Annotated in this window: 22 protein-coding genes and 2 tRNA genes; 11 read left to right on the forward strand and 13 right to left on the reverse strand. The window is 72.7% G+C overall.

What is annotated here, in order from left to right:
- Positions 1-148: 148 nt before the first annotated feature.
- The 5 genes from ACNKF0_RS00265 (at position 149) to ACNKF0_RS00285 (ending at position 2,768) form a co-directional block, all read left to right on the forward strand.
- A tRNA-Leu gene (locus tag ACNKF0_RS00265) sits at positions 149-231 on the forward strand.
- Between the two features lie 75 nt (positions 232-306).
- Positions 307-609 carry a hypothetical protein gene (locus ACNKF0_RS00270; protein ID WP_416954993.1) on the forward strand — a complete coding sequence of 101 codons (303 nt, stop codon included), beginning with the start codon at positions 307-309 and terminating at the stop codon, positions 607-609.
- 31 nt (positions 610-640) lie between these two features.
- Positions 641-1,276, forward strand: a complete 636-nt coding sequence (locus ACNKF0_RS00275) for a nitroreductase family protein (RefSeq protein WP_416954994.1) — start codon at positions 641-643, stop codon at positions 1,274-1,276.
- Positions 1,273-1,749, forward strand: a complete 477-nt coding sequence (locus tag ACNKF0_RS00280) for a glutathione peroxidase (RefSeq protein WP_416954995.1) — start codon at positions 1,273-1,275, stop codon at positions 1,747-1,749. Before ACNKF0_RS00275 ends, ACNKF0_RS00280 begins: the two co-directional genes overlap by 4 nt.
- Positions 1,749-2,768, forward strand: a complete 1,020-nt coding sequence (locus ACNKF0_RS00285) for a hypothetical protein (protein ID WP_416954996.1) — start codon at positions 1,749-1,751, stop codon at positions 2,766-2,768. The genes ACNKF0_RS00280 and ACNKF0_RS00285 overlap by 1 nt, the downstream gene beginning before the upstream one ends.
- Positions 2,769-2,796: 28 nt before the next feature.
- On the opposite strand, the gene ACNKF0_RS00290 is transcribed toward ACNKF0_RS00285, so the two are convergent.
- The 3 genes from ACNKF0_RS00290 to ACNKF0_RS00300 are packed head-to-tail and all read right to left on the reverse strand — an operon-like array spanning position 2,797 to position 6,147.
- Entirely contained in the window at positions 2,797-3,720 is a 924-nt protein-coding gene (locus ACNKF0_RS00290; protein WP_416954997.1) for an HAD family hydrolase, read from the reverse strand.
- Entirely contained in the window at positions 3,717-4,664 is a 948-nt protein-coding gene (locus ACNKF0_RS00295) for a formylglycine-generating enzyme family protein (RefSeq protein ID WP_416954998.1), read from the reverse strand. Before ACNKF0_RS00295 ends, ACNKF0_RS00290 begins: the two co-directional genes overlap by 4 nt.
- Positions 4,648-6,147, reverse strand: coding sequence for an arylsulfatase (locus ACNKF0_RS00300; protein WP_416954999.1), 1,500 nt, complete (start codon positions 6,145-6,147; stop codon positions 4,648-4,650). The genes ACNKF0_RS00295 and ACNKF0_RS00300 overlap by 17 nt, the downstream gene beginning before the upstream one ends.
- Before the next feature lie 233 nt (positions 6,148-6,380).
- Between ACNKF0_RS00300 and ACNKF0_RS00305 the strand changes: the two genes are divergently transcribed.
- A complete protein-coding gene (locus ACNKF0_RS00305) occupies positions 6,381-6,776 on the forward strand; it encodes a phage holin family protein (RefSeq protein ID WP_416955000.1) in 396 nt (131 codons plus the stop codon).
- A 13-nt stretch (positions 6,777-6,789) separates the two neighbouring features.
- Here ACNKF0_RS00305 and ACNKF0_RS00310 read toward each other — a convergent pair whose 3' ends face one another.
- The 5 genes from ACNKF0_RS00310 to ACNKF0_RS00330 form a co-directional block, all read right to left on the reverse strand.
- Entirely contained in the window at positions 6,790-8,058 is a 1,269-nt protein-coding gene (locus ACNKF0_RS00310; RefSeq protein WP_416955001.1) for a glutathionylspermidine synthase family protein, read from the reverse strand.
- A 19-nt stretch (positions 8,059-8,077) separates the two neighbouring features.
- On the reverse strand, positions 8,078-8,536 hold the full coding sequence (locus ACNKF0_RS00315) for a DUF350 domain-containing protein (protein WP_416955002.1): 459 nt from the start codon (positions 8,534-8,536) through the stop codon (positions 8,078-8,080).
- 58 nt (positions 8,537-8,594) lie between these two features.
- Positions 8,595-8,981 (reverse strand): hypothetical protein, encoded by a 387-nt coding sequence (locus ACNKF0_RS00320; RefSeq protein ID WP_299930397.1) that lies wholly within the window; start codon positions 8,979-8,981, stop codon positions 8,595-8,597.
- Entirely contained in the window at positions 8,978-9,565 is a 588-nt protein-coding gene (locus tag ACNKF0_RS00325; protein WP_416955003.1) for a potassium channel family protein, read from the reverse strand. The genes ACNKF0_RS00320 and ACNKF0_RS00325 overlap by 4 nt, the downstream gene beginning before the upstream one ends.
- Positions 9,566-9,651: 86 nt before the next feature.
- Complete coding sequence (locus tag ACNKF0_RS00330; RefSeq protein WP_299930403.1) at positions 9,652-9,930, reverse strand: GNAT family N-acetyltransferase; 279 nt, start codon at positions 9,928-9,930, stop codon at positions 9,652-9,654.
- Positions 9,931-9,991: 61 nt separating this feature from the next.
- On the opposite strand from ACNKF0_RS00330, the gene ACNKF0_RS00335 reads away from it, so the two are divergent.
- Positions 9,992-11,371: an NAD-dependent malic enzyme gene (locus ACNKF0_RS00335; protein WP_299930406.1), complete on the forward strand. Its 1,380-nt coding sequence runs from the start codon at positions 9,992-9,994 to the stop codon at positions 11,369-11,371.
- Positions 11,372-11,543: 172 nt separating this feature from the next.
- On the opposite strand, the gene ACNKF0_RS00340 is transcribed toward ACNKF0_RS00335, so the two are convergent.
- A complete protein-coding gene (locus ACNKF0_RS00340) occupies positions 11,544-13,697 on the reverse strand; it encodes an MMPL family transporter (protein ID WP_416955004.1) in 2,154 nt (717 codons plus the stop codon).
- A gap of 116 nt (positions 13,698-13,813) precedes the next feature.
- Between ACNKF0_RS00340 and ACNKF0_RS00345 the strand changes: the two genes are divergently transcribed.
- Positions 13,814-14,299 carry a MarR family winged helix-turn-helix transcriptional regulator gene (locus ACNKF0_RS00345; protein WP_416955005.1) on the forward strand — a complete coding sequence of 162 codons (486 nt, stop codon included), beginning with the start codon at positions 13,814-13,816 and terminating at the stop codon, positions 14,297-14,299.
- Between the two features lie 204 nt (positions 14,300-14,503).
- Here the strand turns inward: ACNKF0_RS00345 and ppgK are convergent, their stop codons facing one another.
- Positions 14,504-15,259: a polyphosphate--glucose phosphotransferase gene (gene ppgK / locus ACNKF0_RS00350; RefSeq protein ID WP_299930415.1), complete on the reverse strand. Its 756-nt coding sequence runs from the start codon at positions 15,257-15,259 to the stop codon at positions 14,504-14,506.
- Between the two features lie 157 nt (positions 15,260-15,416).
- Between ppgK and ACNKF0_RS00355 the strand changes: the two genes are divergently transcribed.
- Together ACNKF0_RS00355 and ACNKF0_RS00360 are read left to right on the forward strand one after the other, a co-directional pair.
- Positions 15,417-16,796, forward strand: coding sequence for a tetratricopeptide repeat protein (locus tag ACNKF0_RS00355; RefSeq protein WP_416955006.1), 1,380 nt, complete (start codon positions 15,417-15,419; stop codon positions 16,794-16,796).
- Between the two features lie 87 nt (positions 16,797-16,883).
- Positions 16,884-18,350: a fatty acid desaturase gene (locus ACNKF0_RS00360; RefSeq protein WP_416955007.1), complete on the forward strand. Its 1,467-nt coding sequence runs from the start codon at positions 16,884-16,886 to the stop codon at positions 18,348-18,350.
- A 7-nt stretch (positions 18,351-18,357) separates the two neighbouring features.
- Here ACNKF0_RS00360 and ACNKF0_RS00365 read toward each other — a convergent pair whose 3' ends face one another.
- The 3 genes from ACNKF0_RS00365 to ACNKF0_RS00375 form a co-directional block, all read right to left on the reverse strand.
- Positions 18,358-19,440: a SelB C-terminal domain-containing protein gene (locus ACNKF0_RS00365; protein ID WP_416955008.1), complete on the reverse strand. Its 1,083-nt coding sequence runs from the start codon at positions 19,438-19,440 to the stop codon at positions 18,358-18,360.
- On the reverse strand, positions 19,419-21,473 hold the full coding sequence (gene selA, locus ACNKF0_RS00370; protein WP_416955009.1) for an L-seryl-tRNA(Sec) selenium transferase: 2,055 nt from the start codon (positions 21,471-21,473) through the stop codon (positions 19,419-19,421). Before selA ends, ACNKF0_RS00365 begins: the two co-directional genes overlap by 22 nt.
- Positions 21,474-21,494: 21 nt before the next feature.
- A tRNA-Sec gene (locus ACNKF0_RS00375) sits at positions 21,495-21,589 on the reverse strand.
- 37 nt (positions 21,590-21,626) lie between these two features.
- Here ACNKF0_RS00375 and selD point away from each other — a divergent pair.
- Positions 21,627-22,628 (forward strand): selenide, water dikinase SelD, encoded by a 1,002-nt coding sequence (gene selD / locus ACNKF0_RS00380; RefSeq protein ID WP_299930427.1) that lies wholly within the window; start codon positions 21,627-21,629, stop codon positions 22,626-22,628.
- Positions 22,629-22,709 lie beyond the last annotated feature (81 nt).

The following is a 22,709-nucleotide window of genomic DNA, read 5'->3' on the forward strand; positions in this document are numbered from 1 at the left end:
TCGAAGCGTCGGGGTGGGCAGGCATGAACGACCGCCCGACCGGTGCCGCCGAGCGTACCGGCCGGGCGCGCCCGCGCCACGGTGGCGCCCCGGCGTCCAGCCGATTGGGAGGGCGCGTCGGCGGTGGGGTAGCCTGAGCCCGCTTCTTGCGCGAGTGGCGGAACGGCAGACGCGCTGCGTTCAGGTCGCAGTGTCCGAAAGGGCGTGGGGGTTCAAATCCCCCCTCGCGCACCCAGTGTGACAAGGCCCCGGACTTCGGTCCGGGGCCTTCGTCGTTGCGCTTGCCCGCGCGGGCATGCTCGGGGCATGGCGCCCAGCGAGCCGACCGAGGACGAGAAGTGGCTGGTCGTCGACGGCCGGCGCTGGCGGCGTACGGACCCGGCCATCCCGGACGAGGAGCTGGCCCGCCTGAAGTCCCACCTCGGTCGCGGCCGGTCGGGCGTGCGTACGGCCCGCGACGACGCGGAGCTCGAGGCAACCCGCCACCGCACCCAGCTGGCCAAGGTCGGGCTCGGCGAGCGCGGCCCGAAGTGGTGGGAGCAGACCGACGCCGAGCGGCGCGAGCGGTGGGAGTCCGCGCTGGCCGAGCTCGACGCCCTCGACGACTGAGGCGACGCAGGAGCGCGGCATACTCGCCCGGGTGACCGATCGCGCGCCGCAGCCCACCGCCGCCGGACTGGCCGAGCCGTTGCGGTCCCGCTGGAGCCCGAGCGTGTACGACGACGCGCACCGGTTGGGCGGCGACGAGATCGAGACCCTCCTGCGTGCCGCCCAGTGGGCGCCGAGCAAGGGCAACACCCAGCCGTGGGCGTTCGTCGTCTGCGTCCCGGGCACTCCCCAGCACGACCGGCTCGTCGCGACGCTGACCCGCGGCAACGCCGGCTGGGTGCCGCGGGCCTCGGTCGTCTTCGTCACCACCGCGCACGTGCGCGAGAGCGAGGAGCCCGGGGCGGCGTCGTACAGCGACCACGCCCTCTACGACGTCGGCCAGGCCGCGGCCCACCTCACCCTGCAGGCGCGGGCGATGGGGCTGCACGCCCACCAGTTCGCCGGCTTCGACCACGACGCGCTCGCCGCGGCGCTGGGCGTGCCCGCCACCCACCGGGTGCTCACCGGCATCGCCGTCGGCGTGCCGGGCGACCCGGCCGAGGTCGACGAGCGCACCGCCGCCCGCGACCGCCGTGACCGGGAGCGCCGTCCGCTCGAGGAGTGGGCGTTCGGTGAGCGGTTCGGCGAGCCGTTCGTGACAGCGCCGCTGGCAGACTCGGCGCCATGACCTCACTCTCCGACTTCTCGGCCACCGCGATCGACGGCACCGACACCGACCTCGCGCAGTACGACGGCAAGGTCGTGCTCGTCGTCAACACCGCCTCGCAGTGCGGCTTCACCGGCCAGTACAAGGGCCTCCAGCAGCTGCAGGACACGTACGCCGACCAGGGCCTGGTCGTGCTCGGCTTCCCGTGCGACCAGTTCGGCAACCAGGAGCCCGGTGACGAGGCGGAGATCTCCGACTTCTGCGAGCGCAACTTCGGCGTGACGTTCCCGCTGTTCTCCAAGGTCGACGTGAACGGCGACGACGCCCACCCGCTGTTCGACTGGCTCAAGGACTCCAAGGGCGGGCTGCTCGGCAGCAAGATCAAGTGGAACTTCACCAAGTTCCTCGTCGGCCGCGACGGCCAGGTGATCGACCGCTACGCCCCGACCACCGAGCCGGAGAAGCTGTCCGACGACATCGAGAAGGCCCTCTGATGCGCGCCGGCGTCGTCGCCGCGACGGTGCTCGCCGCGGTGGTGGCGTCGGCACCCGCGACAGCTACGGCGTCGCTGGTCGAGGAAGGCGCCCCGGCGCCTGTCACGAGACCCCTCGGCCGAGCGGCCGACGTGGTCGTCGGGACCGGCACGCCCGCGTCGTGCACCTCGCGCGCCGTCGTACGCGCCGTGGCGAAGGGCGGCGTGATCGGCTTCGACTGCGGCCCGTCGCCGGTGACCATCGCGATGAAGCGGACCGCGAAGGTCGTCAACACCTCGGCGCGCGTCGTCCTCGACGGGGGCGGCCTGGTCACCCTGAGCGGCGAGGGCCGGCGGCGGATCCTCTACCTGAACACCTGCGACCGCGCGCAGGTGTGGACGACCTCGCACTGCAACGACCAGGCCGAGCCGCGGCTCGTGCTGAAGCGGATGCGGTTCGTCCGCGGCAACAGCACGGGCGAGGCGACCGACGGCGGGGGCGGTGGCGCGGTGTTCGTGCGCGGTGGCCGGCTGCGCATCCTCGACTCCACCTTCGCCGACAACCGCTGCGACCGCACCGGCCCCGACGTGGGCGGAGCCGCGGTCCGGGTGCTCGACCAGCACCGCGACCGCCCCGTCGTCGTACGCCGCTCCACCTTCACCGGCGGGCGGTGCAGCAACGGCTCGGCGATCAGCAGCATCGGTGTCTCGTGGCGGATCAGCGGGTCGACGTTCACCGGCAACCGCGCGGTCGGCCGCGGCGCCAACCCCGCGCGACCCGGCACCCCGGGTGGCGGCTCGGGCGGCGCGATCTACCTCGACGGCGACGACATCCACCTCACCGTCGAGGACTCCGCGATCACCGGCAACCGCGCGCGTGAGGGCGGCGGCGCGATCTTCTTCGTCTCCAACGACCGCACCGGCACGCTGACGATCGACGGCTCCCGCCTCACCGACAACCCCAGCGACGGCTTCGAGACCATCCCCGGGATCTTCTTCCTCGGCGCCAGTCGGACGATCACCGACTCGGTGGTGCGTTAGCCCGACGCGGGGGCTGACCCCGCTCGGCTTACGCGGGGTCCGGCGCGAAGACGGTCTCCCAGTCGCGCCGCATGCTGACGACCGTCCAGCCGGAACGCTCGGCGACCTCGAGGATGGGCTCGACGGCGTCGAACGTTCCTGCCTCGCTGGCGTAGGCGACCTCGCGCTCGTCGTCGTCGTGGTCGAGCAGGAGCGCGAGCGAGGGACCGTCTCCCGTCAGGGCCCAGTCGAGCATCTCCCGGTCCCCGGCGGAGTTGCCCGCGGCCAGGCACGGCCGACGTCCGAGCTGGGTCTGGATGTTGGTCACCTTGGTCGCGCCCTCGTTGGCGTCGCCGAAGACTCCACGCGTGCGGAGCAGGCGTGGTCGTCCGAGGTCGTCGGGGGAGTACTCGTACTGGACGAGGGTTCCCACCACCGACTCCGGTGGGATGCCGTAGAGGTCCTGGCTCACCGCCCGGACGAACTCCGCGCCGCCTCCTGTGGAGATGGTCACGGCGAAGTCCAGCGCGCGCAGCTCGGCGATCAGCTCCAGCATGGGCTGGTAGGTGTTGGAGGCGTGCCTGCGGCCGAGGGTCGGGTGCTCGGCGCGCGACATGAACTCGCGGGCCGCCGCCGTGAAGGCCTCCGGGGTGATGCTCGCGAAGAGCCCGTTGAGCGCCATCGCGATGCGCACCAGACCGAGCTCGGCGATGGCAGCGCGGTCACCGCCGAGCACTGCAGCCAGCTCGGGCTCGCGTGCCAGCGACGCGTCCTCGGCCGACCTGGTGGTGAGCGCGTCGACGAAGAAGTCCCACTGGACGTAGGTCGGTCGTTCCACCCACAGGGTGCCGTCGTTGTCGAAGCAGGCCAACCGCTCGGCCTCCGGCAGCTCCGGTGCCGCGTCGAGGAAGCCGATCACCGAGTCCCTGGCCGGTCCGGGACGCCACGACGGCAGGCGCAGGTCGTCCGTCATCCCGCCTCGCTCACGGCTCGTCGTACGCAGCGGAAGCCCACGTGGCTCATCCCGGTGTCCACCATCTGTGGTCGGCGCGCCGCGGGACGGTAGCGCAGGCAGTAGGAGTCGGCGCACAGGTGGGACCCGCCCTTGATCACCTTGCGTCCGGTGCGGAACTGGGGCTGGTGTCGGTCGAGGCTGCCCTCCAGGTCGCCACCCCGCGGGTCGAGGGGAGCGCAGCACGCCGACGTCGCGTCGTCGGGGTGCCGGCTGGTCCACCAGTCGTCCGTCCACTCCCAGACGTTGCCCGCCATGTCGAAGAGCCCGAACCCGTTGGCGGGGAATCGCCCCACCGGCGCGGTGCGCAGGTATCCGCTCTCCTTCGTGTGGCGCCACGGGAAGTCCGGACCGTCCCAGGTGTTCGCCATGATCCGACCTCCGGGTCGCTTCTCGTCACCCCAGGTGTACGCCGCTCCCTCGAGGCCGCCGCGGGCGGCGTACTCCCACTCCGCCTCCGTCGGGAGGTCGAGACCTGCCCAGTCGGCGTACGCGCGCGCGTCCTCGTGGCAGACCTGCACCACGGGATGGTCGGGGAGCCGCTTCACCGAGCTGCCCGGCCCGTACGGCGCCCGCCAGCTCGCGCCGGGCGTCCACGTCCACCACTGGCTGAGGTGGCGCAGGTCGACCGGTCCGTCCGTGGGTGTGAACACCATCGAGCCCGGGACGAGGTTCTCCGCAGGGGCGTCGGGGAACTCTGCCGGGTCGAGCGGGCGCTCGGCGACCGTGACGTAGCCGGTCGCCCGCACGAAGCGCGCGAACTGGGCGTTCGTCACCGCGGTGGCGCCGATCGAGAAGTCGCCGACCCGCACCAGGTGGGTCGGCGCCTCCTCGGGATAGTGCTCGTCGGAGCCCATCCGGAACGTGCCGCCGGACAGGCGCACGAGCTCAGGCGCTGCCGACACCGGCCTTCAGCTTCTCCATCACCTTGCCGACCGTGAAGCTCGCCGACTCCTGGCGCGGCGGGAACTCCACGAGGGTCTGCAGCATCCGCGCGACGTAGGCCTGCATGGGCACGAGGACGAATGCGTGGTCGAGGAGCCAGTCGTAGTAGGTGTTGGACGTGATGTCGGCCCGCTCGAAGGGATCGGTGCGGAGGTTGAAGATCTTCGGCACCCGCAGCTCGGTGTAGGGCTCCGCCCACACGTTCAGCGTGCCGGTGGCGCGTTGCTCGAGGAACACCACCTTCCAGTTGTCGAAGCGCAGCGCCGTCAGGTCGCCGTCGTCGGAGACGTAGAAGAAGTGCTGGCGTGGGCTCGCCTCCGCGCTCCCGGAGATGTAGTCGAGCTGGTCGTGGCCGTCGAGGTGGACGTGGTAGCTCGACCCGGCGAGCTCGGTGCCGGCCTTGAGGCGGCTCTTCACGTCGGTGTCGCCGGCGGCGGCCAGGAGCGTGACGAACCAGTCGGCGTGGCTGACGATGCCGTTGCGCACCTCTCCGGCCGGGAAGTGCCCGGGCCAGCGCACGAGTGCGGGCACGCGGTAGGCGCCCTCCCAGTTGGAGTTCTTCTCGTTGCGGAACGGCGTCATGCCGGCGTCGGGCCAGGTGTTCATGTGGGGACCGTTGTCGGTCGAGTACATGACGATCGTGTTCTCGGCGAGCCCCTGCTCGTCGAGCCAGTCCAGCACCGCGCCGATCAGCTCGTCGTGGTCGCACATGGTGTCGTGGTACTCCGACTGCCAGCGTCCTGCCTTGCCCCGGCTGCCGTCCTTGATGTGCGTGCGGAAGTGCATGTGGGTGGTGTTGAGCCACACGAAGAACGGGGTGTCGGCGTCCTTGGCGTCGCCCATGAAGCGCAGGGCCTCGGGCACGACCTCGTCGTCGATGGTCTTCATCCGCTCCTTGGTCAGCGGGCCGGTGTCCTCGATGCGCTGCGTGCCGTCCTCCTGCGCCCAGGAGTGGATCACCCCCCGGGGCCCGAAGTTCTTGTGGAAGTCCGGGAAGTCCTCCTCGGTCGGGTAGTCGTCGAGCTCGGGCTCCTCCTCGGCGTTGAGGTGGTAGAGGTTGCCGAAGAACTCGTCGAAGCCGTGGGCGGTCGGCAGGAACTCGTCGCGGTCCCCGAAGTGGTTCTTGCCGAACTGGCCCGTCGCGTAGCCCAGGCTCTTCAGGGCCGTCGCGATCGTCGGGTCCTCGGCGCGCAGCCCGATGTCGGCACCGGGCATCCCGACCTTGGTGAGACCCGTGCGATAGGGGTTCTGGCCGGTGATGAACGCCGCCCGCCCCGCCGTGCAGCTCTGCTCGCCGTAGTAGTCGGTGAACCGCACACCTTCGTCCGCGATGCGGTCGATGTGGGGGGTGCGGTATCCCATCAACCCGTCGCTGTAGCAGCTCAGGTTCGAGATACCGATGTCGTCACCCCAGAGAATCAGGATGTTGGGTCGGTCTGACACGTGAGCCTCCTGGGACATGGGACGAGCGTCGGCAGGTCGGGCCCGCGCACGAACGGCTGAGGGGTTCGAGCGTCGCTCGCGGCGAAGACCGCCGCGTCGCCCAAACCGGGTGAACGGCCGCCCGCTGGGGCGGAACCCGGCTGCTCCAGGGACGGTGACCGTTCACCCTTCTCAGGTGACGTCGATCGGCGCGCCGGGCGAGAGGATCGGCCTGCCGTCGAGGAGGGGGCGCCATGATCCGACTTCTGATCGCCACGGGCATCCAGCTGCTGGCGAACGCCGTGGGCCTGCTGGTCGCCGCCGCCGTGCTGGACGACGTGACGGTCTCAGGGACGGCGTTCCTGGTCGCCGTCGTCGTCTTCACGCTGGTCTATGCGATCGCGCAGCCGTTCTTCACCCAGATGGCGCTGTCCAGGGTGCCGGCGCTGCGTGGCGGGGTGGCCCTGGTGGCGACCCTGGCAGGGCTGGTCGTGACAGCCGCGCTGTCCGACGGCCTGTCGATCAGCGGACCCACCACGTGGCTCCTGGCGACGGTGATCGTCTGGCTCATCTCCCTCGTGGGCGTGCTGCTGCTTCCCCTGGTCCTCGTGAAGCGGTCCGTGCAGGACCGGTCTCGCGAGCGACGATGAGGACGTCGCAGCCTCACGTGGGGAGTGAGGGCGCGTCGGGGCCGACGCGCTCGGCCAGCCACTGCGCGACCTGCTCCTCCGACGGCGCCAGCCCGTCGCTGATCACGTGGGGCGCGACGCGGGAGAAGTAGTCGGTGACCATGCTGTCCGACTCGCGCACCAGCATCCCGGCGGCCTCGCCGTCGACGATCCACGACCCGAGCACCACGCGGTTGCCCTCGAAGCTCGGCAGGTCGGTGTAGGCCTGGTAGACCCAGCCCTCGGCGCCGTAGCCGCCCGGCATCACGACGTCCTCGAGCAGGTCGTCGAGGTGGATGCGGATGTTGTCGCCCTCACGCCCGTGCAGCGGCTTGGCGACCCAGCGCTCGAGGTCGCGCGGCTCGTCGAAGTACGCCGGCAGCAGCAGGCGGTGGCGTGGGAAGAGCTCCCATAGCACCGGCAGGATCGCCTTGGTGCTGAGCAGCACCTTCCACGCCGGCTCGATCCACTTGGTGGGTCGGGCCTCGGACCGGTCGACGACCATCCGGCCGAACGGCTCGGCCAGCATCTCCTCCCAGGCGTAGAGCTTGAACGCGTTGCGCAGCGGCTCGTCGTGGACGTCGCGGAAGTCCCGGGTGTCGGGGTTCCACCCGACCTCGGCCACCGGGTGGGCGAGCGCGAGCCACCCGGCCTGGACGGCGGCGTCCATCAGGTAGTGGACGGTCATCTCCATCTCGCCGCCGTCGTAGGAGTCCTCCTCGCCGAGGTCGTAGAGGAAGTGCATCCGGTCGCCGTCGAAGTGGCCCGACCGGCGCAGCGTGCGCCACCCCTCGATGAGGCGGTCGTGGACGGAGTTCCACTGGTCCATCTCCGGCATCACGTCCTCCATCCAGTTCCACTGGATGATCCCGGTCTCGACGAGGCCGGTCGGGGTGTCGCCGTTGATCTCGAGCATCTTGATCGACCCGTCGGCGCCGTAGGCGAGGTCGAAGCGCGCGTAGAGCGCCGGGTCGCCGGCCTCGATCGAGCGTCGTACGACGCCCAGCGAGCCGGGCGGCAGGCCGAGCCGCTCGTCGGTCATCGTCGTGGCCATGTGGGTGACGGCCTGCAGGCACATCGCCCACAGCTCCTCGGTGGCGGCCTCGAGCGCCTCCACCTCCTCCATCGTCACCTCGTACCAGGCGTCCTCGTTCCAGTAGGGCAGCTCGGAGCCGTCGGGCATCTTGGTGGTCGGGAAGACCAGGCCCTGCTCCACGACGGTGTCGCGCCAGCCCTCACGCGCCCGTGACCGGTGCCGCCACATGTCTGGGTGCCCTCCCTGCTCAGGCGATGCTGGCGCACACGATGGCGCCGACGGAGAGGGCGACGGCCGCCGCGACCTGTGCGAGAGGACGTACGGGGCCCGGCGCGGTGACGATCTGCCGCAGGTCGCCCGGGGTGATCGCCTCGACCGCGAAGAACATGAGCGTGTTGAGGGCGATGCCGACCGCGCCGAAGCACACGGTCCACACCAGCGCCCAGCCGAGCGAGGTCTCGCCGTTGGTCCAGATCGCGGTGAACAGCACCGCGGCGTTGGAGACCAGCCACGCCGAGGTCACCAGGCCGGCGCCCTTGGAGTGGGCGTGCACCGACTCGTTGCCGTTCTCGTCGACGCCGCGCAGGTGGGTGCCGAGGTGGCCGGGCGTGGCGAGGTCGAGGACGTAGTAGGCCACCACCAGCATCGCGCCGCCGACGAGGGCGTAGGCGACGGCGTGGAGGAGGGCGTCGATCAGGTCGGTCACGGAAGGTCTCCTGGGAGCGGTGCTGGCGGGATCGGGTGGTGGGTCGGTGCGCTCGGGCTCAGCCGAAGCCGCGGTTGCTGCCGCCGAAGCCGCCCTTGGTGGTGGCGGACTTCACCGTCGAGCCGCCGGTGGTGGGCAGCCCGCCGCGCTGCACGACGCCCGTGAGGCTGCTGCCTCGGAAGGTGCCGCCGGTGGCGGTCTGGCCGATGCCCGGGACGACCGACCTCGCGGCGAGGTAGTACCAGAAGAAGCCGGTGCCGCCGCCGTTGTAGTCGGAGTCGTCGTCGCACTGGTCGTCGTCGACGCGCTCCTGGGTGTCGGGGTCGACGCACACCGCGGCGTAGTCGGCGCTGGAGGAGCAGCCGGTGAGGCTGCTCGCCATCACGGCGGTGATGCCCAGCGAGATGCTGGTCGACCGCATGCGGCGGCGGGTGGGCGTGGTCATCGGGAGCCTCCGGGCGGGTCCTGGCTGGCGTTCGTCTCTGGGGCGTTCTTCTGCCCGAACATCGCCAGCATCTGCTCGGCGACGTCGGTGGTGGCGGCGTCGGCCGCCTCGTGCTCGGCGAGCCGCTCCTCGAGCCACGCGCGGCCGTGCTGTGCCTCGAGGGAGGCGAGGGTGAGGTGCTCGAGCCGGTCGATCCGCGCGTGGACGTCCTCGAGGACGGTCGCCACGGCGAGGGACTCCTTGTCGAAGACGAGGTTGGCGATCACGTGGCCGATCGCGATCGGGACGAGCACCAGCATCGACACGATGAGGACCGCGCCGACCGCGCGGCCGGCGGTGGAGGACGGGTAGAAGTCGCCGTAGCCGACGGTCGAGCCGGTCACGATGCCCCACCACAGCCCTTCGACCGGGCCCTTGTCCTCGAGCGCGGCGTAGGTGAAGGAGCACACGACCCAGATGCCGAGCACCACGAGCACCAGCAGGTGCGGGGCGTTGACGAGCCCGCGCACCGGGCGCGCGACGAAGCCGATGCGTCGCGCGATCGCCTTCTCGGCGCCGTCGACGTCCGTGACCTGCTCGGCCATGCCTGATCCCCGTTCCCCCGTGTCGTCGCCGCGACTTTAGGCGTGCCCGTGTTCCGGCCCGCATACGCCTCGCGGACCCCCCCGGCTCACGCGACGAGGTCGGCGTACTCCGGGTGCTTCTCGATGTACGACGCCACGTAGGGGCAGTCGGGCCGCACGGTCAGGCCGCGCGCGCGGGCGTCGTCGAGCGCCGCGCGGACCAGCGTCGAGGCGTGCCCCTGGCCGCTGAAGGCCTCCGGCACCTCGGTGTGGATCAGCCGGATCACGTCGCCGTGCAGGCGGTAGTCGATGAAGCCGACGAGCGTGTCGCCGGAGCGCAGTTCGTAGCGGTGGTGGTCGGGGGCGTCGACGAGCTCGGTGTCCACGACCTGAGCCTAGACGGAGGTGACTTGCCCGTAACCCCACCCGGGGGAGAGGGTCTGCTCCATGGCAGCAACCGCATCGTCGTACTCGATCACCATGCGGTTGTACACCGCGGCCGACCACAGCGTCGTCGGCGCCGTCGCAACCACCATCGCGCACAACGGGGGCGTCGTCACCGCGATCGACGTCGCCGAGTCGCGCCACGACCGGCTCACCGTCGACGTCACCTGCTCGGCGGCCGACGCCACGCACTCCCAGGAGCTCGTCGCGGCGGTGTCCGAGGTCGAGGGCGTGACGGTCCACAAGGTCAGCGACCGGACCTTCCTGCTGCACCTCGGCGGCAAGATCGGCGTGCAGTCCAAGGTGCCGCTGCGCACCCGCGACGACCTGTCGATGGCCTACACGCCCGGCGTCGGCCGGGTGTCGATGGCGATCCACGACAACCCCGAGGACGTCCGCAAGCTCACCATCAAGGGCAACTCGGTCGCAGTCGTCACCGACGGCTCGGCCGTCCTGGGCCTCGGCAACATCGGTCCCGGCGCGGCGATGCCGGTCATGGAGGGCAAGGCCGCGCTCTTCAAGCGCTTCGCCGACATCGACGCGTGGCCGATCTGCCTGGCGTCGCAGGACACCGACGAGATCGTCCGGGCCGTCGAGATGATCGCGCCCGGCTTCGGCGGCATCAACCTCGAGGACATCGCGGCCCCGCGCTGCTTCGAGATCGAGGCCCGGCTGCGTGAGTCGCTCGACATCCCCGTCTTCCACGACGACCAGCACGGCACCGCGATCGTGGTCCTCGCCGCGCTCACCAACGCCCTGCGCTGCGTCGAGAAGCAGCTCGCCGACGTGCGCATCGTGGTGTCCGGGGCCGGTGCCGCCGGCACCGCGATCGTCACCCTGCTCCTCGCCGCGGGCGCCCACGACGTCGTCGTCGTCGACCGGTTCGGCGCGCTGTCGTCCGCGGACGAGTCGCTGTCCCCGGCGCACCGCGACCTCGCCTCGGCCACCAACCCGCGTCGTGCCACCGGCTCGCTGCAGGAGGTCCTCGTCGACGCCGACGTCTTCATCGGCGTCTCGGCCCCCGGCATCCTCGACCCCGAGTGGATCCCGACGATGGCGCCCAAGCCGGTCGTCTTCGCCCTCGCCAACCCCGACCCGGAGGTCGACCCGGCCGAGGCCGACAAGTACGCCGCCGTGGTGGCCTCGGGCCGCTCCGACTACCCCAACCAGATCAACAACGTGCTCGCCTTCCCCGGCGTCTTCCGCGGCCTCCTCGACGCCGGTGCCCAGCACGTCACGACCGACATGCTGCTGCGCGCCGCCCAGGCCATCGCCGACACCGTCAGCGCCGAGGAGCTGCACGCTGCCTTCATCATCCCGAGCGTGTTCCACCCCGACGTGACCAAGCGGGTGGCATCGGCGATCAGCGGCCGCGAGAGCTGAGGGCGGGCTGGTCCTTACGCGTCGGCGTACGAGGGCGCATGCGGCGGCGCGCCGTGTCATAACGGCGTGCTTGTAGGGGAAGTCCGTCACTTCGTGCAGGTTGTGCACCCCTCCAGGTGGCGGACTCCCCGCTCGAGCGGGGAGTCCACCAGCAGCCGGGTGGCATCGGCGATCAGCGGCCGTGAGAGCCGACGTACGCCGCCTCCGGGCGCGGTTCCGCACCGGCGTCCGGCGGGCCGACCTTGCGCGGCCACCAGAACTTCTCGCCGAGGGTGAGCGCGAGCGCCGGCACGAGGACGGTGCGCACGACGAGGGTGTCGAGCAGCACGCCGACGAAGATGATCGCGCCGAGCTGGGCGAGCACCACCAGCGGCAGCACGCCGAGGACGGCGAAGACCGCGGCGAGCAGGATGCCCGCGCTGGTGATCACGCCGCCGGTGGCGGTCAGGGCGCGCAGCATGCCGGTGCGGGTGCCGTGCTCTCGCGCCTCCTCACGGGCCCGGGTGACGAGGAAGATGTTGTAGTCGACGCCCAGTGCGACCAGGAAGAGGAACGCCAGGAGCGGCACGCCGGTGTCCATCGCCTCGAAGCCGAAGACGTTCTGGAACAGCCACCACGACGCGCCCATGCTGGCGGCGTACGTCGCCACGACGGTCGCGACGAGCAGCAGGGGCGCCACGATCGAGCGCAGCAGCAGGAGCAGCGCGCCGAGCACCAGCAGCAGGATGAGCGGCAGGATCACCTGGCGGTCGCTGGCGGCGTAGTCGGCCGCGTCGATGGCCTCGGCGTCGCCGCCGCCGACGTGCGTGTCGTCGAAGTCGGCCACCGCGTCACGGACGTCGAGCACGACCGCCTGGGCCGCGTCGCTGCCGGGTGCGGCGTCGGGCACGGCGTCGATGCGGGTGATGCCGTCACCGCTGCTGGTGACGCGCGCGGAGTCCACGCCCTCGACCTCCTCGACGGCAGCGAGCACCGGCTCGGGGTCGTCACGGGTGAGGACCTGGACCGGGTCGCTGGTGCCGGCGGGGAACGACTCACCGAGGCGCTCGGCGGCCGCGATGGCCTCGGGGCGCTCGAGGAACTGGTCGGCCGGGTCGAGACCGGTGGTGATCGTCGTGGCGCCGAGGGCCATCACCGCCAGGACGGTGACGGTGCCGGCGACGAAGGTCCGCGGACGACGGGAGACGGCGCTGCCGACGCGGTGCCAGACACCGCGCGAGTCGACGAGGACCGGGTCGCCCACGTGCGGCACCCGCGGCCAGAAGACCCACCGGCCGAACAGCACCAGTGCCGCCGGCAGCACGACCAGGGCGAACGTCGCAGCGATGAGGACGCCGACCGCGCACGCGAGGCCCAGGCCGCGGGTCGTCGGGATCGCCGACAGGAGGAGGGTGAGCAGGCCCAGCACGACGGTGGTGGCGCTCGAGAGCACCGCCTCGAAGGTCCGGCTGAGGGCGTGCGCCATCGCCTCGTAGCGCGACTCGGTCGTCTTGAGCTCGTCGCGGTAGCGCGAGATCAGCAGGAGGGCGTAGTCGGTGCCGGCTCCGAAGACGAGCACGCTCAGGATGCCGACCGTCGACTCGTCCCAGGCGACGCCGACGACCTCGAGCACGTTGGTCGACACGATCGCGGCCAGGCGGTCGGCGATGCCGACGACCGTCAGCGGGACCAGCCACAGCACGGGACTGCGGTAGGTGATGATCAACAGGATGGCCACGACGGCCGCGGTCGCGGCGAGGAGCCGGATGTCGGCGCCGTCGAAGACCTGGCCGATGTCGGCCTGGATGCCGGCGGGGCCGGTCACCTGGACCTCCACGCCGTCGGGGACGTCCTCGCCGAGCTGGGTGCGCAGCTCCTCGACCTGGTCGATGTTGTCGGTGGCGGAGGTCGAGGAGACGGGTACGGCGACGAACGCGGCGGTCTGGTCCTCGGCCACCACGAGAGGCGACTGCTGGCCCTCACCACCACCGGGCGGCCCGCCCTGGGGCGCGCCCTCGGGAGCGCCTCCGCCGCCGGCGTCCGCGAGCAGCGCGCCCGCCTGCTGGGCCAGCTCGTCCTGGGTCGCGGCGTCGAGCTCACCGGACTCTGCGGTCCACAGCACGATGGCCACCTGGCCCTCGTCGTCGGGCAGCTGCTCCTCGAGCTCGACCGCGAGCGTGCTGTCCGCTCCGGCCGGCAGCGTGTCGACGGGGGAGGCCTCGCGCTCGCCCTCCGGCACGAACGCGATGACGAAGAGCGCGAGCAGGATCGGCACGAGCGCGAAGAACCAGGCCAGCCGGCGGCCGGCGATCGCCCGGGCCGGGGCGGGGGTGCGGTGGGAGGGCACGGGGTCTCCTCGGGGGAGTAGCTAGGGAGCGTGATTGCTAAGCAAGTTACTTATCAAGTTAGCGGTAGTATCATCGCCCAGGCAAGTGGACGCCGAGAGCCGGAGGTGGGACGCCCGTGACGGACGAGCAGCACGTCGTCGCGCCTCCGCCGTGGGTGGACCGGGGCCAGGAACGCTCCCAGCCGCCGACGCTCCTGGCGCTGCGTGACCTGGTCGCCGCCGGCAGCCGCGTCAACCACGTGGTGTCGCGACGGGCCGGGCTCAGTGAGACCGAGCTCGTCACGCTCGAGCACCTCAGCCGCGAGCAGATCGGTCCCGCGGAGGTCGCCCGCCGGCTGGAGGTCTCGACCGCCGCGGCGACGGGCATCGTGGACCGGCTGGTCTCCCGGGGTCACGTCGAGCGGCGCCCGCACGAGGTCGACCGTCGGCGCACCGAGCTGCACATCACCGACTCCGGGCGCGGCGAGATCATCGGCCACCTGATGCCGATGTTCGCCGCGCTCGACCGCCACGACGCGACCTTCACCGAGGAGGAGAAGGCCGTCGTCCGGCGCTACCTCCGCGGTGCGACCGAGGCGTTCGAGCGCGTGCTGGACGACTGACGCCCGGGGCTGATCGCCGCCCGCCGAGCGGTGGGTGAGACATGTTCTCGGGTGTGCGAACCTGCGCCACGCACCGCTCCTGATCGCCGGTCCGACCGAGCGGTGGGTGAGACATGTTCTCGGGTACGCGAACCTGCGCCACGCACCGCGAGGTGGTCAGCGGGGCCTGGCCGGGACACCGCCCGGGCGGGGCGGCGTACGGGGTCAGTCCTCGACGCCGGCCATCTGGTGCGCGACGAGCGCGGCACCGACGATGCCGGCACGGTTCTGCAGCGTCGCGGGCACCATCTCGGTCTCGACCTTGATGAGGTGGCCGAACTTGTCCCACGACTTGCTCACCCCGCCCCCGATCACGAACAGGTCGGGGGAGAAGAGCCGCTCGAGGTGGCGGAAGTAGGCCGTGAGCCGCTCCGACCACTCCTCCCACGACAGGCCCTCGCGCTCGCGTGCGCTGGTCGCCGTGGTCGCCTCGGCGACGGCGCCGTCGAGCTCGAGGTGGCCCATCTCGGAGTTGGGGACCAGCTGGCCGTTCCAGATCATCGCCGAGCCGATGCCGGTGCCGAGGGTGATGACCATGACCAGGCCGCCGCGGCCCTTCGCAGCGCCGTACTCCGCCTCGGCGAGCCCGGCGGCGTCGGCGTCGTTGACCACGTGCACCTCGCGCCCGAGGGCGGCGGTGAAGATCGCGTCGGCGTCCTCGCCGATCCACGACTTGTCGATGTTGGCCGCCGAGTGCACCACGCCGTGCCGGACGATGCCGGGCACGGTCACGCCGACCGGCCGCGTGGACACGGGGAAGCTGTCGATGATCTGTCCGAAGACCTTGGCGACCGCCTGCGGGGTGGCGGGTCGGGGGGTGTCGATCCGGATCCGGTCGTGCGCGAAGTCGCCGACCTCGAGGTCGACAGGGGCGCCCTTGATGCCGGTGCCGCCGAAGTCGATGCCGAAGGGGTGTTCCATGGCGCCCAACCTATCGCCAGCCGTACACCGGTGTGACGGGGGCAACACCGCACGAGACACCGCTCACGTCGTTCGCCCGCGCGCGGGCCCATGCCGACGCTAGCCTCCACGCACCCACGCCGAGGGGTGCGGCCGGGGAGGTGCTGAGGTGGGACGCGTGTCGAAGGTGGCCGCGCTGCAGGAGCTCGGCATGGGTCTGTCCGCGCAGGGGCGCTTCCAGGAGGCCCTCGTCACGTTGCAGGAGGCGGAGGCGATCGCGCACCGGGTGCGCTTCGGGATGGCGTCCTTCGTCGTCCCCGACGTCGTGCACGCTCGTGCAGTGGTGCTCCACGACGCGGGGCGCTGGGACGAGGCGATCGACGCCGCCCGAGAGTCCGCGTCGATGCGTCGAGCTGCGGGGGCGATGGACTCCGACCAGCTGTCGCGGTTCTCGGACTCGCTCGAGGTCATGGCCAACAGCCTGACTCGCCTGCGTCGGCTCGAGGAGGCGGAAGCCATCAGCGCGGAGGTCATGGCGATGCGGGCCCGGCTGCCGTGGTCTGAGCGGGCCCGCGCGCTCCTGAACCGGGCGGCCACCCTGACCGAGGCCGGTCGTCATGCCGAAGGGCTGGCGGCGGTGGTGGAGCTGGCGCGCAGCGCGCGCGACCGGCCCGCCTCCGACGCGGGTGACGCGACGTACGTCGCCGGGCTGGTCAACCTCGGCGTCCAGCTGCGGATGAATGGTCGCTGGCGAGAGGCGATCGAGGTGCAGGGTCTCGCGGTCGGCGAGCTGCGGCTCGCCGCGCAGGTCGGCGGCGACGAGGAACTCGGCGACCTCGCGATCGGACTGGCCAACTTGGCCAATCTCCACCTCGAGTCCGGGCGCGCTGCCGACGCGGAGCCGCCCGGAGCAGAGGCGCTCGCCCTGCGTGAGCGCTTGGCCCGACGATCGCCGGCCGCCCTCCCTGCGCTCACTGACAGCCTCAACAACCAGGCGATCGTGCTGGCCGAGCTCGGCCGCACCGCGGATGCAGAGCCCCTCGCCGACCGGTGCGTGGAGCTGCGGCGGCGCCTGCACGACGCTCAGCCGCACGCCTTCGACCGCGCGCTGGCCAACGCTCTGGTCACCCACTGCCACGTGCTGACCCGCGCCGGCCGCGCGGAGGCGGGGGTGGTGGCTGGGCGCGAGGGGGTCGACCTGCTGCGCGTGCTCGCGGACCGCGACCCGCTCGCGCACCTCGCGTGGTTCGCCGGCGCGCTCGACACCGTCGCGGACGCCATGGCGGCAGCGGTCGGTCCCGAGCAGGCCTTGGCCGCCAGCGAGGAGTCGGTCGCCGTCGCCCGCCGCGCCCTCGCCGACAACCCCGCCGGCTTCGCGAGCTCCCACGCGGCGATCCTGCTCGCCGGAGCCGAGCGGCACGCCGCCGGCGATCCTGACCGAGCGCGGGCGTGGGCGGCCGAGGCCCTCGACCTCGTGAGCGGTCTCGCCGTGGCCGAGCCGGAGGCGTACGCCGTCGTGCTCGAGCGCGCGAGGCGCGTGAACGCCTCACTGACCTGACTCCACGACTTTACACGCAGCACCCTCTTGTCAACCACCTTTACAGATCGTATGGTCCTGTAAACCCGATGGCAGGAGGTCAGGACGATGGCCGGCTACCCCACCCGACTCGCACCCAGCGGCACGGTCCCCGAGGGCACGACCGAGATCTGGACCGACAGCAAGCGCTACCTGTGGCTGATCGGCCTGGTGGTGCCGAGCCTGGCGTTCGTCGCCTTCGGCGGCTACGTCGCGACCGGCTGGGGGGTCTGGTTCTGGGTCGGGCCGATCGTCATCCTCGGCATCGTCCCCGCGATCGACCTGGTCGCCGGGCTCGACCGCTCCAACCCGCCCGACGACGTCATCGAGGCGCTCGAGCAGGACCGCTACTACCGGTGGATCACCTACCTCTTCCTGCCCATCCAGTACGCCGGCTTCCTCGGCGCGATGGCGGTCGTCGGGGGGTGGGACGTCCTCGGCCTCCTCGCCGACCAGCCGCTGTCGACCCTCGACAAGGTCGGCCTGGCGATCTCGATCGGCTGCATCGGCGGCATCGGCATCAACACCGCCCACGAGCTCGGCCACAAGAAGGAGGCCAACGAGCGCTGGCTCTCCAAGATCGCGCTCGCCCAGGTCGGCTACGGCCACTTCTACATCGAGCACAACCGTGGCCACCACGTCCGCGTGGCCACGCCCGAAGACCCGGCCAGCGCGCGGCTCGGTGAGAGCTTCTACGCCTTCTGGCCGCGCACGGTCGGCGGGTCGCTGCGGTCGGCCTGGCGGCTGGAGAAGCGGCGCCTCGCGCGTCGCAAGCAGTCGCCGTGGCGCCTCGACAACGACGTGCTCAACGCCTGGCTGATGACGCTCGTGCTGTGGGCGGGGGTGCTGGTCGCGTTCGGGCCCGAGGTGCTGCCGTACCTCCTCGTCCAGGCGGTCGTCGGCTTCTCGCTGCTCGAGGTCGTCAACTACATGGAGCACTACGGGATGCTGCGGCAGAAGGTCGGGGAGGGCGACCGCCGGCGCTACGAACGGGTGCTGCCCAGCCACAGCTGGAACTCCAACAACATCGCGACCAACGTGCTGCTCTACCACCTGCAGCGACACAGCGACCACCACGCCAACCCGACCCGGCGCTACCAGACGCTGCGGGACTTCGAGGAGAGCCCGGTGCTGCCGACCGGCTACGCCGGGATGATCGTGCTGGCCGCCGTGCCCGCGGTCTGGCGGCGGGTGATGGACCAGCGGGTCGTCGACCACTTCGGCGGCGACGTGTCCCTGGCCAACATCAGCCCGCGCAAGCGGCAGACCTACCTCGAGCGCTACCCCGCCCCGGGTCGAGTGCGCGGCTCCGGGGCGACTGCTACCGCGTCCGCACTCGACCCCGTGGGCGAGGTGCTCGCGGCCCGGTGCCCGAGCTGCGAGTACGTCTACGAGGTCGCGGCCGGTGACGAGCACGAGGGCTTCGCCGCCGGCACGGCCTGGGCGGACGTCCCGGACGACTGGTGCTGCCCCGACTGCGGGGTGCGCGACAAGGTCGACTTCGTGCCCTGCGCGCCCGAGCGCGCGACAGGCTGAGTCAGCCTCAGCGCACGACCTCGCGCCGGTCGTCGGGGAGACGGCGGGTGAGCCCGGCCCGGTCGAGCCGGTCGAGCAGCGGGAGCACGACGCGGCGCGAGGTAGCGAGGTCCTGGCGGGCGGCGCTGGTGGTGAAGGGCTGCTCGAGACGGGCGAGGCGGGCGGCGGCGTCGCGGTCGGCGCCGGGCAGCAGGACGAGACCCGGGGCGATGCGCCACAGCAGCCCGGCGCGCTCGGCGGCGCCCAGGGCGCGCTCGTCGAGACCGAGCTCGCGCAGCCGGTCGGCGGTGGGGGCGGCGAAGGGCGCGGCCTCCAGCTCGCGGCGTACGACGTCGACGGCGGCGGACACCTCCGACGGGAGCCCCGACCCGGGCGCCCGCACCCGACCACCCACGACCACCAGGGGCGGCCGCACCAGCGGCTCGACGAGGTCCGGGTCGGGCAGGCGGAGCCGGTCGGCCAGCACGGTCAACGGCACGTCGGGGTCGAGCGGGTGGGAGCGCGCGTGCTCCTCGACGAGGGGCGGCAGCCGGTCGGCGAGGGCGACGGCGAGACCGCGGCTGACCAGCCAGGGGCCTGCCTCGAGGTGGTCGCCGGGCGCGACGGGCACGCCGATGCGACGCAACCGGTCGCGGTGGGCGAGACCGCGTCGGGCGAGGCTCGTCGGCGAGGCGGGGGTGCCGTCGGCGCGCGCGAGCCTGGGCCGCCCGCCGGCCCGCGGCACCGCGCCGACGCAGCCGCGGGGGTCGGGGTCGAGGACGTCGACCCGCCACAGCCGGCGGTCGCCCGGGTCACGGAGCAGCATCCGGTCACCCACCCGCAGCGGCAGGGCGCGCTCCAACGTCAGCCGGGAGACGCCGCTGCCCGGGTCGCCCAGCGGACGGTGGCGCACGGCGACGTCGGCGGCACCGACGTGCAGGCGTGGCGCCAGCGGCGGATGGAGGGAAGGGCCGGCGCCGGGACCCGGCCGCAGGCGTACGTCGACCACCTCGGTGTGGTGCCACGCCGCAGGGGTGGTCAGCGCCGTCCCGCGGGTGATGCCGTCGACGTCGCCGGTGAGGTTGAGCGCTACCCTGGCGGTGCCGGCCACGGCATCGGCGTCGCGTCCAGGGCCTGCAGCCCGCGGACCCGCACCAGCCGCTCGCCGTCGGCGAGGGTGTCGCCGACCCGCACCGTTCCGGCGGGCAGGGTGGCGGTGACCACGGTGCCCGCTCCCCGCACGGTGAAGCGCCGGTCCACCCAGAGGCGTACGTCGACGTCCGCGGCAGGTGCCGGGAGCGCGGCGAGCATCGTGGTGAGGGCCGCCCGGAGGTCGTCGAGCCCGGCGCCCGTGCGCGCGCTGACCGCGACGACGGGTGCACCGGCCAGGCTGGTGCGCGACACCTCGGCCGCCGCCCGGGCCATCGCGGGTGCCGGGTCGGCGAGGTCGCTGCGGGTGACCGCGACGACCCCGTGGCCCACGCCGAGCGCGTCGAGGGCGGCGAGGTGCTCGGCCGCCTGCGGCATCCACGGGTCGTCGGCGGCGACGACCAGCAGGGCCGCCGGGACGGGCCCGATGCCGGCGAGCATCGTGGTGAGGAACCGCTCGTGGCCGGGCACGTCGACGAACGCCACGTCGCCCACGTCGCCCCCGTCCGGCCACGAGGTCCACGCGTAGCCCGGCTCGATCGTCAGCCCGCGTCGCCGCTCCTCCGCGAGCCGGTCGGGATCGGTGCCGGTGAGCGCGCGCACCAGGGTGGACTTGCCGTGGTCGACGTGGCCCGCGGTCGCGACGACGTGCATCAGGCGCTGCCCGCCCCCGCGGCACGGCGTACGACCTCGGCGAGCGCGGCGTCCTCTCGGCCGGGTCGACGGCCAGGAGGTCGAGCAGCAGCCGCCCGCGCACGGTGCGGCCCAGCACGGGCGGCTCACCCGCGCGCAGCGGCGCGGCGAGGTGCTCGGGCAGCGCGATCGCCGCACTGGGCACCTCGACCCCCGGCGCCCCGCCGCCGCCGACCGCGCCCGCGGAGTCCACGACCTCGGCACCCAGCGACGCCACCAGCCCGGCCGGCCACGCCGCGACCATCGCCCGCGCCCGCGCCCGGAGGTCGTCGACGGACCGCCCGAGCGCGGCATGCACCGGGGGCACGGGTCCGACGAGCGTCGCCTCGAGGGCGGCGAGAGTGGCTTGTCGACGCGCAGGGCACGCGCGAACGGGTCGCGCCGCAGCCGCTCGACCAGCTCGGCCCCACCGAGCAGCAGACCCGCCTGCGGGCCGCCGAGCAGCTTGTCGCCGGAGGCCGTGACGAGGTCGGCGCCGGCGCGCAGGGCGGACGCGGCGTCGGGCTCGTGGGGCAGCCGCGGGTGGGCCTCGAGCAGCCCGGAGCCGATGTCGACCACGAGCGGGACCCGCCGGCCCGCGTGCTCGAGCCCGGCGAGGTCGCGGGCGGGCACCGAGGAGGTGAAGCCGGTGACGGCGAAGTTGGAGGGATGCACCTTGAGGACGAAGGCGGTCGAGTCGTCCAGCGCGGAGGCGTAGTCGGCGAGGTGCACCCGGTTGGTGGTGCCGACCTCGCGCAGCCGGGCGCCGACCGACTCCATCAGCTCGGGGATGCGGAAGCCGTCACCGATCTCGACGAGCTCGCCCCGGGCGATGACAACGGTGTCGCGCCCGTCGTCGCCGCGCGCCAGCACCCGCGTGACCAGGGCGAGCGCGGCCGCGCCGTTGTTGACCACGTGGACCCCGCCCGCGTCGGGAACGGCCGAGGCGAGCGCCTCCAGCGCACCCCGGCCGCGTCGTCCGCGCTGCCCGGTCGCGAGGTCGAGCTCGACGTCGGTGGCACCGGCCGCCGTGCGTACGGCCTCGACAGCGGCACCCGACAGGGGCGCGCGGCCGAGGTTGGTGTGGACCACCACGCCGGTCGCGTTGACCACCCGCCGCAGCGTCGTGGCCGACACCGGCAGGGCGGCCACGGCGACGTCGGCCACCTCGTCCGGAGCGACCTCACCGGCCCGGCACCGCTCCTGCGCCCGGACGACGGCCTGCTTGACCAGGGTCGGGCCCAGCCGCGTCGCCGCGGACCGCAGCCGCTCGTCGGCCAGGACCTGGTCGGTGCGCGGGACGGCCCGTCTCGGATCCGTCACGCGCCCTCCTGCTCCCACGTCTGGCGGAGGCGGACGGGAATCGAACCCGCCCGACCCAGCTGCTGGGTCGCAACGGTTTTGAGGACCGCGTCCGTCACCAGACGAGAACCGCCTCCGCCCGCACACTATCCACCCGCGCCCTAGGTTGGACCCATGACGTCACCCCTCCGGCTGACCCAGTACGCCGCCGGCGGCGGGTGCGCGTGCAAGGTGCCGCCCGGCGAGCTGGAGCGCGTGCTCAGCGGCCTCGGCCGGGGCAGGGAGTCGGGCGACCTGCTGGTCGGTCTCGACCACGGCGACGACGCGGCCGCCGTACGCATCGACGACGCGCCCGACGGCACCGGCCGGGCCGTCATCGCCACCGCCGACTTCTTCACCCCGGTGGTCGACGACGCCTACACGTTCGGGCGCATCGCCGCGACCAACGCGATGTCGGACGTGTGGGCGATGGGCGGCACGCCGGTGGTCGCGGTCAACCTGCTCGGCTGGCCGCGCGACCGGATCCCCTTCGACGTGGCGGCGGAGGTGCTGCGCGGCGGCGACGACGCGTGCACCGAGGCTGGCGCCTTCCTCGCCGGCGGGCACAGCATCGACGACCCGGAGCCGAAGTACGGCCTCGCGGTCACCGGCATGGCCGACCCCGCCGCGCTGCTGCGCAACGACGCGGCGCGGCCCGGGATGCCGCTGACGCTGACCAAGCCGCTCGGCCTCGGCGTGCTCAACAACCGCCACAAGGCGACGGGCGAGTGGTTCGAGGAGGCGGTCGCGGTGATGACCGCGCTCAACCGCGACGCCAGCCGCGCGGCCGTCGACGCCGGCGTCCGTGCGGCCACCGACGTCACCGGCTTCGGCCTGCTCGGCCACCTCATGAAGATGATGCGCGCGAGCGGCACGACCGCGGTCGTCGACGCGGCGGCGGTGCCGTACGTCGACGGAGCGCGGCAGTCGCTCGCCGACGGCTTCGTGCCCGGCGGCAGCCGGCGCAACCTCGACTGGGTACGGCCCCACCTGGCGTCCGACCTCGACGAGGACGAGCTGGTCCTGCTCGCCGACGCCCAGACCTCGGGCGGCCTCCTGGTGGTCGGCGAGCTGCCCGGGCACCCCGTCGTCGGCGAGGTGGTCGCGGCGGGGGAGCACGCACTCGTCGTCCGCTGACGCGCCCACCCCTCGGGTGGTGGACGACGTCGTACGCCGATCCGTAGGGTCGTGGCTCCACACGTGCTCGGAGGGTGAGGT

The sequence above is a fragment of the Nocardioides sp. T5 genome (genome assembly GCF_048161455.1).
Classification (GTDB): domain Bacteria; phylum Actinomycetota; class Actinomycetes; order Propionibacteriales; family Nocardioidaceae; genus Nocardioides.

What these genes read in the sequence shown, in the direction of transcription:
- ACNKF0_RS00270 (WP_416954993.1), top strand. Translation starts at nt 307, where the DNA reads ATGGCGCCCAGCGAGCCGACCGAGGACGAGAAGTGGCTGGTCGTCGAC.
- ACNKF0_RS00280 (WP_416954995.1), top strand. Translation starts at nt 1,273, where the DNA reads ATGACCTCACTCTCCGACTTCTCGGCCACCGCGATCGACGGCACCGAC.
- ACNKF0_RS00285 (WP_416954996.1), top strand. Translation starts at nt 1,749, where the DNA reads ATGCGCGCCGGCGTCGTCGCCGCGACGGTGCTCGCCGCGGTGGTGGCG.
- ACNKF0_RS00290 (WP_416954997.1), bottom strand. Translation starts at nt 3,720, where the DNA reads ATGACGGACGACCTGCGCCTGCCGTCGTGGCGTCCCGGACCGGCCAGG.
- ACNKF0_RS00305 (WP_416955000.1), top strand. Translation starts at nt 6,381, where the DNA reads ATGATCCGACTTCTGATCGCCACGGGCATCCAGCTGCTGGCGAACGCC.
- ACNKF0_RS00310 (WP_416955001.1), bottom strand. Translation starts at nt 8,058, where the DNA reads ATGTGGCGGCACCGGTCACGGGCGCGTGAGGGCTGGCGCGACACCGTC.
- ACNKF0_RS00320 (WP_299930397.1), bottom strand. Translation starts at nt 8,981, where the DNA reads ATGACCACGCCCACCCGCCGCCGCATGCGGTCGACCAGCATCTCGCTG.
- ACNKF0_RS00325 (WP_416955003.1), bottom strand. Translation starts at nt 9,565, where the DNA reads ATGGCCGAGCAGGTCACGGACGTCGACGGCGCCGAGAAGGCGATCGCG.
- ACNKF0_RS00335 (WP_299930406.1), top strand. Translation starts at nt 9,992, where the DNA reads ATGGCAGCAACCGCATCGTCGTACTCGATCACCATGCGGTTGTACACC.
- ppgK (WP_299930415.1), bottom strand. Translation starts at nt 15,259, where the DNA reads ATGGAACACCCCTTCGGCATCGACTTCGGCGGCACCGGCATCAAGGGC.
- ACNKF0_RS00360 (WP_416955007.1), top strand. Translation starts at nt 16,884, where the DNA reads ATGGCCGGCTACCCCACCCGACTCGCACCCAGCGGCACGGTCCCCGAG.
- selD (WP_299930427.1), top strand. Translation starts at nt 21,627, where the DNA reads ATGACGTCACCCCTCCGGCTGACCCAGTACGCCGCCGGCGGCGGGTGC.